3 protein-coding genes are annotated in these 18,029 nt (G+C 50.1%); all 3 read left to right on the forward strand.

Features of this window, described 5'->3' with window-relative positions; genetic code table 11:
* The first annotated feature begins 151 nt into the window (after positions 1-151).
* The 3 genes from BLT07_RS21055 (at position 152) to BLT07_RS15310 (ending at position 18,003) form a co-directional block, all read left to right on the forward strand.
* Positions 152-325, forward strand: a complete 174-nt coding sequence (locus BLT07_RS21055) for a hypothetical protein (protein ID WP_175455346.1) — start codon at positions 152-154, stop codon at positions 323-325.
* 72 nt (positions 326-397) lie between these two features.
* On the forward strand, positions 398-8,404 hold the full coding sequence (locus tag BLT07_RS15305; RefSeq protein WP_091870882.1) for an HYR domain-containing protein: 8,007 nt from the start codon (positions 398-400) through the stop codon (positions 8,402-8,404).
* 92 nt (positions 8,405-8,496) lie between these two features.
* On the forward strand, positions 8,497-18,003 hold the full coding sequence (locus BLT07_RS15310) for a malectin domain-containing carbohydrate-binding protein (RefSeq protein WP_091871087.1): 9,507 nt from the start codon (positions 8,497-8,499) through the stop codon (positions 18,001-18,003).
* Positions 18,004-18,029 lie beyond the last annotated feature (26 nt).

Below are 18,029 nucleotides of genomic sequence, written 5' to 3' on the forward strand. Positions count from 1 at the left end.
TGACTTGTAACCAAAAATAGATATAACACTGTTTTTTTGATCAAATTCTACTTTAAATAGGTTTTTGTTACGAAAATCCTACAAAATGTACCCTGACATTAAACATTAGTCTTTTAGGTTTACCCTTTCATAAAAGATCCCAAATCTTAAAATGAACAAACTTATTTATGGTTACACCAAACCGACCATTGATGGGAAACTTTTACGCTACCAATACCTCGATTTACTTTTCTGGCCCTCCGAGGGGCAATCTGCCCATGGCCGTGGTGGAAATTGCAATATATTTTTTAATTCTTTCTCGGGATACCGTCTTCAAGATCGGTAATTCCGATATGCCGTTATTGGCCCTACCTTGTTTAATAATCTCCAACTTTAATTTTAAATACCCGTCCGCATTATGAAAAATTTTACGCCTCGCCCTAGGGCCAAATTGCTTGTTTTCTTATGTTTACTATTTGCTCTACCGGTCTTTACCTTGGCACAGGAGGGCAACTTTATCAATGTGCCCGCTTCGGTAACGGTTGAGCCGGGGGGTACTTTCTCCGTTCGCATTGACGCTCAAACAGGCGGTTTTCCCGTTAATGGGGCCGAGGTACATCTCAATTTTGACCCAACTATTTTACAGGTTGCCAATGTAAATGTACTCACTACGGAGCTACCGATACCCATTGGTGCCGGTTCCGACATCATCGATAACTTACAGGGGCAGGTCGATGTTATCAGAGGCACTTTTGGTGCCGGTATATCGGACGACTTTGACTTTTTTGAAATTGATTTTCAAGTAGTAGGTACCGGTAATACTTCTATTTCTTACAATAGCGTCTTTCCAAGAGAGACCAATATGACTTCGGGCGGCAACAGTATTTTGGGGACGCCCGAATCCATTCCCATTACGATTGCGGCCCAGACCGAAGACCCTATAGCAAGCTTTACGGCAACTCCGACCTCGGGTACGGCGGCCTTATTTGTGAGTGTCGATGCCAGTGCTTCCTCAGATCCTGACGGGGGCAGTATCGTAAGCTACGATTGGGACTTTGGCGATACGAACATGGCCACGGGAGTTACAGCGGACAATAATTACACCCAACCTAATACGTATACCATTACCTTGACCGTTACCGATGATGAGGGTGAAACGGATACTGCGACACAGAATATAACAGTAGATGGCGTTACGATTACTTCCTATACCGTTACGGCCAGTGCAGGACCCAACGGAGCTATTGATCCTACTTCAGCGCTGGTTGAGGAAGGTACCGACCAAACTTTTACCATCACTCCCGACACCGGCTATGAGATTGCCGGTATTTTGGCAGGCGGTACTTCGGTCGGCGTTTCGAATCCATTCGTACTAACCAATGTAGTGGCAAATACAAGCGTTGAGGTATCGTTCAGCCTGATCAACGACGATTCCGTTCCCGTAATTTCATTAGATGCCACCGCTACCGTCAACGAAGGCGGTAACATAAGCGTCCCCCTGTCAATAACCGATGGAGACGGCGATGCCCTGACGGTGACTATTACCTCGGCATCGAACGAACCGCTAGAGCTGCGGTCTAACAACGATCCCGCTGGGCCACAGGTCGAGCCCTATCCTTTTGATGCTTCCGGCTTTCTGACCGAGAATATCAACACTGATCTTGACGGCCTGTACAGCTCCGATCTGGTGTTCGCACCGACCTTCGGCGATGGAGGCTCCAACGGCGATGGAAGTGGTGTTTATACCGTCACGGTAAACGTTTCGGATACCGATGGCAACACAGTGGAAAAAACTTTGAATCTTACGGTAAACGACACGCCCCAGTTGATTTCCGATGCGTTTGTTGCGACCCTTCAGGCGGAATCTTTTGATAATCAAGGTCCTGCGAATACAGGTTCGGGAGATAACGGTATCGGCGTCGAGGACAATACGCCCGGCGGCGTCATAAATATCGGCTTTACCACGAACGGAGACTTTGCGGAGTATCTGATCGACGTCGCCACAGCCGGCACCTATTCCTTCGACTTTTTCGTTGCCAAAGCAAGTGGACCGGTCGGAACCATGACCGTCAACGGTGGCCCTGCATCGATATCGGTAAACAGCACCGGTGACTGGCAACAATATAATCCGGTCAGCACGAATGTGGTGCTACCCGAGGGGCGACAGACCCTGCGATTCGATTGGTCCGGATCCACCGGTTTCCTTTTTAATATGGATTATTTTGTCGTTACGTTTGTGGGCGGCGTCAACAATCCTCCGGTAATTGAAACGATTGCCGATGTTGATGCGAACGAAGGTACGATAGTAACTGTAGATGTTCCGGTAGATGATGATGGTGGCTCCCCGTTGGAGGTATCTCTAGAAATATATGATAAAAGTATAGGAGGTGGCGCAAATACGGTACCCTTGACGTCAGGACTGACCGTTCCACCCACTGATTATTCCTTTTCCGATGAAGGTAATGGCACGTACAACTTGATTTGGGATACGGATACCACGGATGGTCGGTCCTACTCGGCGACCATTACCGCCAACGATGGGATAAATCCGCCTGTCAGCGAAACGTTTACCATTGATTTGGCGCAAAACATTGCTGATGGGCCAATAAAGGCGACGACATTTAACTACCCAATACCTTATTATGGCAGTAACCCGACTTTGGGATACACGGTTGCCGTCGAATCAAGCAATAATAACATTGGATATATCGATTCTGGTGAGGCGGTTGAATATTTGATTAATGTTCCTTCTGCCGGTACCTATGAACTTCGTGTAAATGCTTCGAAAGGTTCTAACGGCGGTGGTAATCCTACGACGTTAACGATATCTGAAGATATTGATGGATTCTCCCCAATTGGAACTCTATCCATTCCAAATACAGGATGGACCCCATATGTAAACTATACCGTCCCTGTTATTTTTACCAATGCCGGGGTACAAAAACTTCGATTCGATTTTGGGGGAACGATGAACATACAGGAATTTGAACTAACGCCCTCTACAAGCAATACCCCTCCGATTGTCGAGATTCTAACCCCGAATGATGGATTGAACGTTGAACAAGGCGTTGCCATCAATTTTACCGCTACAGCCGACGACACCCAAGACGGTGATGTCGCAGCAAGTTTGGTCTGGAATTCCGATATCGATGGCGATTTCGGTACGGGTAGTAACGTAAATACCTCCGCTCTCAGCATTGGAACACATACCATTACCGCTACAGTGACGGATAGCGACACCACACCACTGACGGGCTCGGCCTCCATAACAGTATCGATTATCCAGACCGCTCCTGCCTGTGATGTACGTTTTAGGGTAAATGCGGGAGGATCTTTGCTCGCCAATTCCACGGGCAATTTTGAAGAAGATCAAACTGTGGCCGGGACTAACGGAACTTCCCAGACGGGGACTCCCTCACCCTATATTGACCTATCGGGAACGGCCTTCGACAAGACTTTTGGTTCGGTTGCTCCCTTGGTATCCAATACCACCGGTTATCCGGATGTCCTTTTTCAAACGGAACGTTACAGCGATGCAGCGAATCCGAACAATATGAATTGGACGTTCCCGACCGAAAATGGCATCTATGACGTTAAAATTCTGTTCAACGAAAACTATACCGGAGAAATCGGTGACCCCCGTGTTTTTGATGTTGAAATAGAAGGCGACATCGCCTTGGACGACTATCGTCCATCGGGCCCTACCGGTGCCGATGTGAACGTAGCAAAGGTAGAGATATATCAGGCTACCGTAACTGATGGCGAACTGAACATTAATTTTATAAAGGGAACACAAAACCCCTCCGTAAAGGGATTTGATATCTGCTTTATCGCGCCGGTTTCCGATACGGCTCCTGTGGTAGCTATTAACGCACCTTTGGATGGGGCGAACCTTGGTCGTAACGTCGACGTTTCTTTTTCAGGGGTCGCCACCGATGTAGAGGATGACGACACCACGCTTACCGCGGCCCTTTCTTGGAACTCTCCCACCGAACCTAGTTTGGCCGGTACGGGTGGTAGCTTTACCGATAGGCTATTTGTACCAGGACCTCATACGATTCAGGCCAGTGTTACCGACAGCGATGACAATACCGTGGTTGAAACGATTACGGTAAATGTAGCAGTGCCCGGCGTCGCGATTACTTTCCCAGAGGAAGATGCCGTCTTGGCGAATACAGATATACGGTTCACCTGGTCTACCGAGAATATGTTGTTGTTCAGTCCGTATGACGAGCATGTACACTTTTACGTAAACCCGGTTGACCCAAATAACCCGGATTACGACGATAGGATTTCTACGGTATCCGATATAGGCCAGTTATTTTGGGACCTCAATGCCGATGATGGTATCGTCGAGGGCGAAAACACGGTGGTCATTATCGCTGCGGACGGCTCGCACACAGAGTTCACCAATCCCGAAGCCCGTGATATCGTCAACTTCACGGTCTGTTCCACAAGTATTTCCAATATCGTTGCCTCTGACCCTACGGAATGTGGACTGAATAATGGCGAAATCGTAATCGAGGCTACGGGAACAAATCTTGAATATAGTATAGACAACGGCGCGAACTTTCAGGCCGCGAACAGCTTCAACGGAATTTCCGCCGGCACTTACGACATCGTAGTCCGTCAAATAGGAAGCAATTCCTGTTCGGCGACGGACACAGTGATTTTGGAAAGTCCAGCGGCGGCTACGCCTATCGTTTCCGGTCCAACCACCTATTTGGAAGGCTCCGGAGGTGTTACTTTGGATGCGGGAGCTGGATATGCCTCCTACCTTTGGTCTCCCAATGGGGAAACCACACAGACCATAACCGTCTTGGAAGGCACCTACTCCGTAACGGTAACCGAGGCAAACGGATGTGAAGGAACTTCAATTGGCATTATAGTCACCGAGGAGGACGATATAACTCCACCGGAAGCCATCTGCCAAAGCATAACCGTTCAATTGGACGAAACGGGCAATGCAAGTATTACGGCGGCGGACATCGATAATGGTTCGAACGATACCTCCGGTATCGCCGATCTATCGATAGACACAAGTTCTTTCGACTGCTCGAATATCGGGGCCAACACGGTTACCCTTACCGTTATGGATAACAATAACAATATCAGCAGCTGTACCGCAACGGTAACGGTAGAAGATACCATAGCACCTGTAATTACCTGCCCTGGTAACATCGAAATGTTGAGCAGCAGTTCGCAGGTATTGAATATCATTCCAGCCACGGCCACGGATAACTGTGGTAATGCAGCGGAGATTACCTTCGAGAGAAGCGATAATCCCAACTTGACACTGAACGATCCATTCCCACAGGGAATTACAACGATACAATGGACCGCTATGGATGCTTCGGGCAACACCGACAATTGTGAACAGACAATAACCATTACCTTACCACAATCCACTGCCAATGAGATCGTTGCTTTCTCGGTAAGCGGACAAGTAGGCGCGGAAACCATAGATTCGAACGCGGGTTCGATCAACCTAACTGTTGCCATCGGCACTGATGTTACCTCGCTTTCCCCGTCCATCGATATTTCCCAACTCGCTACCATCAGCCCCGATTCAGGTTTGGCCCAGAATTTCTCGGCACCCGTGGACTACGTGGTGAGCGCTGAAGACGGTTCTACAAAGCAGTGGACGGTCAGCGTGACGGTGCAAGACGATACTACCGACCCCGAAATTGCCTGTCTAAGCAATATCCAAGTCAATAACGATATCGGCGAGTGCGGTGCGGTGGTTACCTATGAAGAACCTGTAGGAACCGATAATCTTCCGGGAGCTACTACGGAACAGACTTCAGGTTTGCCCAATGGCGGAATTTTCCCAATAGGCATTACGACCCAGACGTATAGGGTTACGGATGCGGAAGGCAATATAGCATCCTGTAGCTTTACCATTACCGTAATCGATGCGGAAAATCCGGTCATTACCTGTCCAACGAACGTTTCGGTAACGATTGCTTCCGGACTAACGTCATCCGTGGTCACCTTTGAAAATCCAAGCATTTCCGATAATTGTGTCGGGAGCGTTTTGGCTCAGACCGCGGGACTTCCGAGCGGTTCTGAATTCCCCATTGGTACTACGGTCAATACCTTTCAGGTTACTGATGCCGTCGGAAACACAGCTACCTGTAGCTTTGAGGTAAGGGTGGAAGAAGAAGTGGCCAATAGCGTACTTTCTGTAACAAGTTTCACGCTAATCAATGCGGATACGGACAATGACCTGTTTACACTTACGAATGGCATGGCCATTGACGTCAACAGCCTTCCTACCCTCCATTTGGACGTACGCGCCAATACCACGGACGACGTGGAGAGCGTACGTTTTGTTCTGGGAGGGAATAAGGGGCGGACATCAACGGAAAGCGTTCCTCCCTATGCACTATTTCAAGACTTTCCCACAGGTAACTATAGGGGAAGCGATTTAACCACGGGCAATTATACGCTAACGGGCACGCCATATTCTGGCAATAGTGCTGGGGGTAATCAAGGAACATCACTAACAATTGGGTTTGAACTGATCGACGGAGACCCCGTTTGCGCGAATGTGAAGGTAACGGTGCAGACCGCTACCAATCCTACCGGCTGCGGTCTTGCCGACGGTAGCATCGTGTTGAACGTTGTAGGAACTACCGGTAACTTGGATTACGATTGGGGTCATGACGCCGATCTGGAATCAGCTACAGCCACGGGACTTTCCGCGGGCAGCTATTCCGTAACGGTCACCGATGCGAACGGATGTACGAACACCGTATCTGCGGTACTTGAGGGCCCAACGTCTCCAACTGTAAGTTTGTCCCCGTTTGCCGATATATCGGAAACGGCATCGCCCATATCCCTTTCCGGCGGCTCGCCCTCGGGTGGTACCTATAGCGGGATTGGTGTGGACACCAACGGTGTTTTCAGTCCTTCCATAGGTGTGGGTACCTATGTTGTTACGTACAGCTACACGGATCCCACTACGGGATGCGACGGCTCGGCGACCCGGACCATCAGGGTAATATCGTCCATAACCGATTCGGACTTGACCGTTGTAAACGCGAACACCGATACGCCGCTTTACGCGCTCGTCGACGGACTTAAAATCCAAAAAAGTGACATAGGTAATACGCCCATCGGGATAGTCTTTGAGCCCGGGAACAACCCTAGTAGAGTGAAGTTTACCCTTACCGGCCCGATTTCGCGTAAGACCACAGAAGGTAAGACACCCTATTCCCTGTACGGGGACATCGGGGTAGACATTCAGGGACGGGTATTCCCTATCGGTGCCTATACCCTAGTAGTGGAACCCAGCAATGCTCCCACTATACGGGTAAATTTCGAGGTCACCGATATCGATCCAATATGCGCCGGTTTCAATGTTGCGGTACAGTCCGTCAACAATCCCACCGTCTGTAATGGTACGGACGGAAGCCTGGGCCTTTCGGTCACGGGCGGTGCGGCCCCCTTTGATTTCAATTGGAGCCACGATAGTTCGCTGGAATCCGGTAACGCCATGGGCCTTTCCGCAGGCAGATATACGGTAACGGTTACCGATACGAACGGATGTATGGAAACCTTGACCGCAACGCTACAGGCTCCGCAGTCGCCAAGAGTGACCCTGTCGGCGCTCGCTAATGTTTCCGACGACGCACCGGCGTTCGCCTTAAGTGGCGGTTCCCCGGCCGGCGGAACGTATAGCGGAACGGGCGTGAACGCCAACGGTGTTTTCAATCCTTCGATTGGCGCGGGCATCTATACCGTTACGTACAGCTACACGGATCCCACCACGGGATGCGATGGCTCGGCGACCCGGACTATCAGGGTAACGTCACCCATAACCGATTCGGACCTTACTGTTGTAAACGCCAACACCGACACGCCGCTCTACGCGCTCGTTGACGGACTCATAATCCAAAAGGAAGACATAGGCAACACGCCCCTTGGGATTATCTATGAGCCCGGGAACAGTCCGAGCAACGTGAGGTTCACATTGACCGGTCCCATTTCGAGGAGTTATAGCGAAGGTAAGGCACCCTATTCGCTGTACGGTGATATCGGGGTGGATATCCAGGGAAGGGTATTCCCCGTCGGCTCGTATACATTGGTGGTGAACCCTAGTAATGCGCCTGCTATAACGGTAAACTTTAGCGTGGTTCAAGGGATTTCAAATACAGCCAAATCCGCCCCACAGATGATGATTTTCCCCAACCCGGCCATCGATATAACTACGGTGAGTTTCCCCGAACCTGTACAACTGACACAGTTCTATGTATATGATGTAACGGGCAGATTGGTCAAAACGATTGCATCCGAAACGGCCGAAGACATAGATAGCATAGAGCTATCGGTCTACGACCTTCCCATCGGAACCTATTTTGTGAGGACAACCGATACTTCGGGCAAAGGGTTTCAGCAAAGATTGATCATCGAAAAGTAAGCCTCAAAAAAGAATTTAAGAAAGTAGAAATGGAAAATATGAATTCAACCAACCATAGCATCCGGGCCATTGCATGCCCAAACACATCCTTAATGAACCTGTTTTCGTCCCGAATTTTGAAGGTAAATGCCCTGATAGTTTTTCTATTGGTTTTGGCTACCGGTAATTTATGGAGTCAATCCTTTGATCAGGATAACCTGGATTTTAATGGTAATCCCGGGGTGAACAATGCGACATCGCTCGAATTCGGTCCCGACGGTAATCTCTATGTGGCCGAAGAGAATGGTTTGGTCAAGATTTATACGATTCAACGAAACGGACTGGCCGATTACTCGGTTACCGGTTCCGAAGTGCTGACCTTAGTGCAGTCCATTCCCAACCACGATGATGACGATGGGGGTCTCGGTGGCCCGAGCAACCGACAGGTAACAGGCATCACCGTAGGGGGTACGGCCGCCGACCCGGTCGTTTATGTATCCTCCAGCGATAGAAGACGTGGCGCTGGCGGCGGCGGCGGCGATTCTGGTCTCGATACGAATTCGGGAGTGATTACCCGTCTGAAAAAGAACGGGGGAAATTGGCAAGCGGTCGATATGGTCCGCGGTCTCCCCCGATCCGAAGAAAACCATGCGACCAATGGTATGCAGTTGGTGACCATCGGTACCAAGAATTGGCTGTTGGTAAGCAACGGTGGTTTTACGAATGCGGGCAGTCCTAGTAATAACTTTGCTTATATTACTGAGTATGCCTTGTCCGGTGCCGTTTTGGCTATGGATCTGCAGGCCCTGGAGGCCATGCCCATCTTGACCGACGGTTCAAGATCTTATATCTACGATCTTCCCACCCTAGATGACCCCACACGAGTCAATGCCAATGGCATCGAAGACCCTGATACTCCCGGCTATGATGGTGTCGATATCAACGATCCCTTCGGAGGTAATGATGGCCTGAATATGGCTATGTTGGTACCGGGCAGTCCTGTTAAGATGTTTTCCCCCGGCTACAGGAATAGCTACGATCTCGTCGTTACAGAAGACCGTAAAGTATATGTGACCGACAATGGCGCCAATGGCGGATGGGGCGGTTTTCCCGAATTTGAGGGTAATTCCAATCTGGTAAATAACAACTACCGATCGGGCGAACCTGGGAGTACCGGATCCGATGCCGCACCGAACAGCACTCCTTTCGACGCGCAGGTCAACAATAGCGATCATCTTAATTTGGTAACGACCAATGTAGATTCCTATGTTTTTGGTTCCATCTATGGGGGACATCCCTGTCCGGTCAGGGCGAATCCCAACGCAGGGCTTTTTACCCGCGGCACACATTCGGCCGGGGGAACGGGTCAGGCTTTTTCCGATTCGTATTTTAGGACCGAACGCTATGATCCCAACGGGTCGCGTGACAATTCCGAATCCGATCCCCTAAAGGCGTTACCTGCCAACTGGCCACCAGTCGATGTAAGCCTGCTGAATGGTGATAACGCCGATTTCAGGCAACCCACGCTTTCGCCGAATCAGAATCCTGACGGTCCTGATGATATCATCGTGGTCAATTGGGGCAACAATACCAACGGTATTGCGGAGTATACTGCTTCCAATTTTGGGGGGGTTATGAAAGGAGATCTCATTGCCGGAAAAGGCGGTAACCTGCACCGGGTTGACAGGGACGCTTCCAATGGAAGTATCCTCAATGTCGAACAGAACAAATTTAGCGTTAACGGTAATGCTTTAGGGGTAGATTGTCAAGGGGATTCCGATATTTTTCCTGGGACAATCTGGGTCGCAAACTACGATGGTGACGGTATCGTGATACTCGAACCCAACGATTTTGTAATTTGCATACTTCCTGAAGATTCGGGATATAACCCGTTGGGCGATAACGATGCGGACGGATATACCAATGACGATGAGGCGCAAAACGGCACGGATATGTGCTCGGGAGCCTCTAAACCCACCGATTTTGACAAAGATCTGATATCGGATCTTTTAGATTTGGATGATGATGGAGATGGTATAAACGATAGTGTAGATGCCTTACAATTGGGTGCCGCCTTCGACCTTCCGGTGGAAAACGAACTCTTTCTGGGTACCGACCTGGGTGGATATTTGGGCCTCGGATTCACCGGATTGATGAACAACGGGGACCCTAATCCCAATTATCAAAGTTGGCAGGATGACCCGCTGGCATCCGATACAGACACCGACGATATTCTCGGCGGGGCGATAGGGGCTACCACCATGTTCCAGACTACCGGCGATGCCGCCAACAACGATCAGGAAAAGGCGTATCAATACGGCATCAATGTGGACAGCGGATCAGGCACATTTATGGTTCAAGGAAGAATGTTTCCTCCTTTTAATAATTTCTCGGCAACGGAATCACAGGGCATGTTCATCGGCGACGGATTTCAAGATGACTATGTAAAACTTGTTATGGGCCAAAATAATGAAATAAGCGTGGTAGGGGAAAACAATGGCACCCCGGTGACCTATGTTCCATCGACTTCCATAGGTTTCTCGCCATCGGCGACCACCAACAATTTGGATCTATATCTTGTAGTGAATTCCGCCACAGGCAGCGTTCAGGCCAGGTACGCCATTGATGATGGTGTTACGAACGATGTCGGGGCGTCCTTCACATTGGAGGGAAAAGTACTTACCGCCTTACAAAGTAGTTCACAAGCTTTGATCGTGGGGATGATTGGAACCGCGGATACCGACGATGCCTATGGCGCAAACTGGGATTTCTTGAACGTTGCAGGGAATACTCCTTTCGTAGTCCAACAAATTTCCGATTTGGAACGCACAATCGGTGCTGCATCTGACGTTATCGGACTAGATTCGTATTTTGCGGACGATACCGGGGTCGAGAATCTAGTTTTTTCGGTAGCGGAAAATACAAATACTAGCATAGGCACTTCCATCTCTGGAAACAACCTGACAATTACCTATCCTACAGGCACCGCATCTACTTCGATTACCGTTCGGGCTACCGATGCCGATAATTTCTTTGTCGAGCAGACCTTCGATGTGAACGTCAGCGATCCACCATCGGTACTTTTTCGTGTGAATGCCGGGGATGCCCTAGTGGCCGCAACCGACGCTCCGAACCCGGATTGGGCGGCCAATACCGGTACCGGTGCCCAGATGGGGACTGGTTTCGAAGTCAATCTCGGGAGTATTTCCACGCACAACACCACCGGGCGGGATGCCTCCGTACCGACATATGCCCCGCAGGCACTTTTCGCAAAAGAGCGTTGGGATCCAGTAGGTGGAGAAGAGATGGAATGGAAGTTCAACACCGGTAACGGAACCTTCACCGTGAACCTCTATATGGCCAACGGTTATGCGGGAACTGCAGATCCCGGCACCCGTATTTTCGATGTCAATATGGAAGGCGCGCTGACCGTCGATAACAAAGATCTTTCCGCGCAATATGGAAGCGGTGTCGGCGCCATGGAAAGCTATCAGGTGAACGTAAGCGATGGAGTCTTGAATATTGAATTTATCCATCAAACCGAAAATCCTTTGATTAATGCCATTGAAATATTGGGAAACAGCGGTACGGTAAATTCCCCCATTACCTTGAATCCTGTCGCCAATCAATCAAACACATTGGGTGAAACCCCCGTATTAAGTATCGTTGCCAATGGCGGGGACAATAACGAAACCTTTACTTTCGAGACTACCGGATTACCACCGGGCCTGACGATAGAACCGACCAACGGATCTATTTTGGGGACCATATCCAGTGCCCCTTCCGGTGCTGGCAACTATACGGTCGAAGTTACGGTGAGCAAACCCTCATCGACCCCGGTAACCGATACGTTTACTTGGACGGTTACCGATCCCAACGTATCTAATGCTATTTTATATCGGGTCAATGCCGGTGGGGCGTTGACGAACGCGACCGATGGATCTCCCAAAAATTGGGAAGAAGATCAATCAGCCGCTGATGCCAATGGAAATGCGGCCACCGGAACCCCGTCGACCTATGTGAACAATACAATACAGGATATAACCTATGGTGCCGCCTTGCCTGGTGCGTTCGTCAACAACACGGGCTATCCAAACAGCTTGTTTACTACAGAACGATATAATTCGAATCCAGTACCCACAAATATGCAGTGGGATTTCCCCGTAGCCAATGGCACCTATACCATCAATCTAATTTTTGCGGAGGTATGGACAGGCGCCCAAGCGGCCGGAGTGCGTGTCTTCGACGTAGAGATTGAAGAGAATACAGTGCTCGATAATTTCGACCAGACTGCTAAGTTCGGTTGGGCAAATGCCGGTGTCGAAACCTTTACGGTAAACGTCAATGATGGTAATTTGGATATCGATTTTATCATGGGCGTCCAGAACCCCAATATCAAGGCGATAGAAATTTTGGGTGGAGGAACTCCGCCCGTATCGCAACTATGGTCGGATCAGACCGATGACGAAAACTATACCGCAAGGCACGAATGTTCGTTCGTGCAGGCCGGCGAAAACTTTTATTTGTTCGGGGGCCGCGAAAATCCGGCTAATCTCGATGTGTACGACTACAAGTCCAAAACTTGGAGCACTATTGCCAATTCCGCGCCTTCAGACTTCAACCACTTTCAAGCCTTGGAATATAATGGGCTGATCTGGGTAATCGGTGCATTTAAAGATAATGGGTATCCCAACGAAACTCCAGCGGATTTTGTATACGCTTACAATCCCGCTACGGACAACTGGATTCAAGGCCCTGCGGTACCCGCGGGTAGAAAAAGGGGCTCGGCAGGTCTGGTAGTCTACAATAACAAATTTTATATCGTAGCAGGCAATACGATCGGCCATAACGGTGGATATATCCCTTGGTTCGACGAGTTCGATCCCGCAACGGGTACGTGGACGGTGCTCGATGACGCACCAAGGGCGAGAGACCATTTTCACGCTGCGGTTATGGGCGATAAGCTTTATGTAGCCGGCGGTCGCCAGTCCGGTCCTTCCCCGGGGGCGGTTTTTGAACCTTTGATTGCAGAGGTAGATGTGTATGACTTCACCTCCGGTACTTGGTCAACGTTGCCCAGTACCCAAAATATACCTACTCCAAGGGCAGCGGCCTCAGTCGCCGTATTTCAAAATGAATTGTTCGTGATTGGGGGGGAAATAGGCAAAGACCTACAGGGGAATACGGTCGACGATGCCCAAAAAACTACGGAATCCTTTGATCCGGTGACGGGGAATTGGTCCACCCAGGCCGATTTGATTACGGAAAGGCATGGCACTCAAGCTATTGTCTCCGGAGACGGAATCCATCTGACCGCAGGCTCCAACACCAAAGGCGGCGGCGGAAAGATGAAAAACATGGAATTTTTTGGAACAGATAATCCGACCGGTGTGGCCTTGGTGGCCGGCCAGTTGACCGTACCCCCTTCCGTTGAGATTCCGGCAGGAGCATCCGAAACGTTTTCCCTGACCCATAGTTCGGGAAATACCGGCATAATCGTGACCAATGTGGAACTAAACGGTGCCGATGCGGGGGAATTTACGATTGAAAATACCGTTGGCTTTAATCTGATCAATCCCGGACAAAGTCTAGATTTAACCGTCACCCACACCGGTACAGAGGAAGGAAAAACGGCCGCCCTTACGGTAACCTATGACGACGGTTCTACGGTTGCGGTACCGGTATCTTCCGGTCAAGGCGTATCGTCAACGACGGTACTCTACCGGATAAATACGGGCGGGCCCTTGGTTACCGCTACGGATTCCCCGAAACCCGATTGGACGGTCGACACCGGTAATTCAGGTACTACGGGCAACTCCACATATCTAGCGGCTATTTCTACCGGCGGCAGTACCTACGCCCAGACTAGTGCGAATGCGTATACAGGTGCCATCGATATGACGGACCCTTCCCTTCCCCCCGGTACACCGAGTTCCATTTTTCAAACGGAACGCTATGATGCGACGAGTGATCCCGAAATGATATGGCAGTTCCCGGTAACTTCAGGAACCCAGGTAGAGGTCAGACTGTACTTTGCGGAATTATTCAACGGAATAACCGAGGCGGGACAGCGGGTTTTTGATGTTTCCGTCGAAGGAACGGTCCCCCCGGCGTTCGACAATATTGATCCTTTTGGTACTACGGGTCCCTTGGGTGCCTTTATGGTATCTCACGTTCTGACCGTTACGGATGGGACGCTGGACCTAGAATTTATCCATGGCATAGAAAATCCGGCTTTAAAGGCCATTGAAATTATCGATATTACCGATGCCGAGACCGGTTTGGAACCAGTGGTCACCAATCCCGGGGCACAGATCGGGGTCGAGGGCGACTTGGTAAACCTATCGATAATTGCGACCGATGGCAATACCGTAGCCTGTGGCCCCTTGACGTATAGCGTGGAAAATTTGCCCCAGAATTTGGAAATCGATCCGAATACCGGCGTCATTTCGGGCACCTTGCTTCAAGGTACGGGAAGCGGTACGGCGGGCGCATTTATCGAGGAAAATGGCATCGTCGTAATTGAAATGGAGTCTGCGGACAACCTGCCCGGCAATTGGGTAAAATCCGCCCAAGCTACCTCGCCCAATGTCAACAGTCCCGGTAGTGCCACGGGTGGAGATTTCATCGTATGGGAAGGTCAGCAGTCCCTTGGGAGCCAAGGAAACGGACTTATCAATTATCCCATAGAAATAACTACTCCTGGTGTCTATAGATTCCAATGGCGAAACCAAGTCGGTTTAGGTACCACCTCGACGGACTATAACGATACCTGGTTAAAGATCGATGCGGATGCGTTCTACGGACAAAAAGGCTCTGGCGGAGCTATCGTGTGCCCCATAGGCTTTACCGGTTCATCGAATGACTGTTCAGGAAACACGCCCCAGGGTGCCGGCGGCAACGGATGGTTTAAGATTTATTCGAGCGGTGCCACCAATTGGAGCTGGTCGACCAATACCAGCGATAACGATCCGCATCAGATCTATGCGCGTTTTGATGCGCCCGGTATATACAATATTGCGGTATCCGCACGTTCGAGCAACCATGTCATCGATCGAATGGTGCTGTCGCATGTTACCCAATACAGCGGCAATCCACAAAGTACGTCCATTGCCGAATCCCAAAGGGGGGTCGGTACCGTAGCCGGTGCCTCCGCAGATAGTCCCTATGAGGTCTTGGTTACAGTGACCGATGCCTGTGTGCCTCCGCTTAGTACGGAAGTGGCGTTTACCTGGAACGTTACCGCGACGGATGTCGGAAATCCGTCGGCAAAAGTTACGGTGACCGGTGGTAGTAGTTTGGGATCTTCTACCTTTGGCGACAATTCGTTCGTTATACAGAATACGGGCGATGATGATATTGTAAATATTACGGTTAATACGACTACGGGCTTTATGCAAGACGTAGTATTTGATCCTGTGGGAACCGCCGGCGATGCCGTGGCAAAATGCCTGACTACAGGTAATGGGGGCAATACCGCGACCCAAGTCGGCATTACGGTGCCGGCCAATGGGGGAAGCGATACCGAAGATTGTGTCAGTGTATTCGATCAATTGCACAACGGGGTAGACGTTGAGGAAGGTTATGATATTTTAAGCTTGGACTTTACGGATTTCAATCCTGGTGAATCCTATAATTTCGGGGTTGACATGGATCCAACTACTATAAAAGGCGATCTGACCTCCGGCGATGCTGGTTCGATTTCTGGATTTGAGTTGATTGGGGCGACTATCAGTATCGAGTTCGCAAGCGGGGTGGTTTATACCTCTAGTCTGTTCGATGAAGGTTCTGCTGGTGGTTCCGATGTCATCATCGATAAAATTAGCAATGCGCTTGTTGCACCTTCGTTAGCAGTCGACGGATTTGACACTTCGCGTCTGGTGACCTCAGCCAATCAAACGGTACAGGTTACCGGAGAGCCAAACGCTTCGATAACCCTACTCAGGGTCGACGGGCGATTGTATATTGATCCGGGCAACCCTAGCGTAGGCTACGATATCGACCTGTTCGAGGCGAATGAAGCGATGGCGAAAGAACTGTACACCGTACAATTGAACGGTAGCGGAACTGCGGACATCCCCGTAACCCTGACACAGACAACTGGTGCTACTGGAACACCGAACGGAGGCCTTAACCATTTTATAGCCGTTGTCAATGGGCCTGCCGGAGAGAACAGTAGCGCTTCAAATGTAATCGTGCTGGAATTCGATCCAGTTGCAATTATCGGTCCGTCTGTTCTAGTGGAAATTACCCCAGATGGCGACTTGGATGCAAGTACCTACGGTGCCGGTAGCCTTCAGATAACTAACAATTCCACCGGGGGATTACAGATAACCGGAGTAACTATTGATTTGAGTACGGGCATTCTTCCGGATATCGTCTTTGATCCGACAGGGGCCGGCGGCGATGCAACGGCAAGCTGTTTCACCCCAAATACTGGAGCGACCCAAGTAGGCCTGGTCACACCAACGGACCCCTGTGCCGATCCGTTCTCGCAGCCGCGAAACGGTGGTTTTGACCAACTGAGCCTCGAATTTACCGAATTTGACCCGGGGGAATACTTCACCTTCACAACCGATATAGATCCCAATAGCATTCAAGGGGTGCCCGGGGCAGGTGCGGCAGGTGCGGTATCCGGCTATGAACTTATTGGCGCTACCGTTACTATTACGTTCAGTGACAACTCTACCCTTATAAATACTATTTACGAAGACGGAAGTCTAGGAGGTGGACAGGCCATAGTCGCCGCAGACGCCCCGCTAGCACCGTCGATTTCGGTGGTAGGTTTAGGAGCAGGGCCTGCAACGGTGAACTCGCTGAACCAGACGGTAGTTGTTTCGGGAACTGCGGGCGATGTGGTCTCATTATTGCAAATGGATTCCAGGCTATATATTGCCTCCAACGATCCGCCTTTCAATGTTTCCGATCCAACCTACTATGCCAATGAGGCCATGTCGGGCAAAGCGCTCTATACGGGTTTAATAGGCGATGGGGGAATCCTGGAAATTCCCGTTACTTTACTACAGACCCAATATGGCAACGGAACCCCCGATGGTGGTCTAAATCAGTTTGTAGCGGTTTCCTCGAACGGGGCCTATGCGGCGGACAAACCGGTAAGCCGAATCTCGAACGTAATAACCCTGCTTTATGATGCAAATGCAGTGTTGACGGGCGACGTTACCCTAAGCTACAGCATGCAAGGAAGAACCGATTATACCGTAGATCTGACGGTCGATGTCTATCCGCAAGGTTCGACTACGCCAGCCTATCAGTTTACACCTACCGGTACTGTAGCGGGCGAAGCCGTTGTAACCGGAATGGCTCCGGGCACCTATGAAGTGGCCATCAAGTCATCGAACTATCTGCAAGCGATAGAGACGTTTACGGTTATTTCCGGTGCAAATACGCTCGACATGGGTGAATTGAAGGCTGGGGATGCCAATAATGACAACAAGGTAAGTTTGGAAGATTCCTCCATTACCTCAGGTACTTTCAATGTGTTGCCCGGTGGAACCGGTTTTGACCTACGGGCCGATTTCAACGGGGACGGGAAGGTTACCTTGGAAGACTTCTCGCTGATGGCCGGAAATTTCAATACCGCTGGCGATACTGTAGAGTAACCAATTATGCTAATCCATTTTTAGTA

It is taken from the genome of Pricia antarctica (assembly GCF_900101815.1).
GTDB lineage: Bacteria > Bacteroidota > Bacteroidia > Flavobacteriales > Flavobacteriaceae > Pricia > Pricia antarctica.

Coding starts and splice junctions, on each gene's coding strand:
- BLT07_RS21055 (WP_175455346.1), top strand. CDS start 152: ATGAACAAACTTATTTATGGTTACACCAAACCGACCATTGATGGGAAA.
- BLT07_RS15305 (WP_091870882.1), top strand. CDS start 398: ATGAAAAATTTTACGCCTCGCCCTAGGGCCAAATTGCTTGTTTTCTTA.
- BLT07_RS15310 (WP_091871087.1), top strand. CDS start 8,497: ATGAACCTGTTTTCGTCCCGAATTTTGAAGGTAAATGCCCTGATAGTT.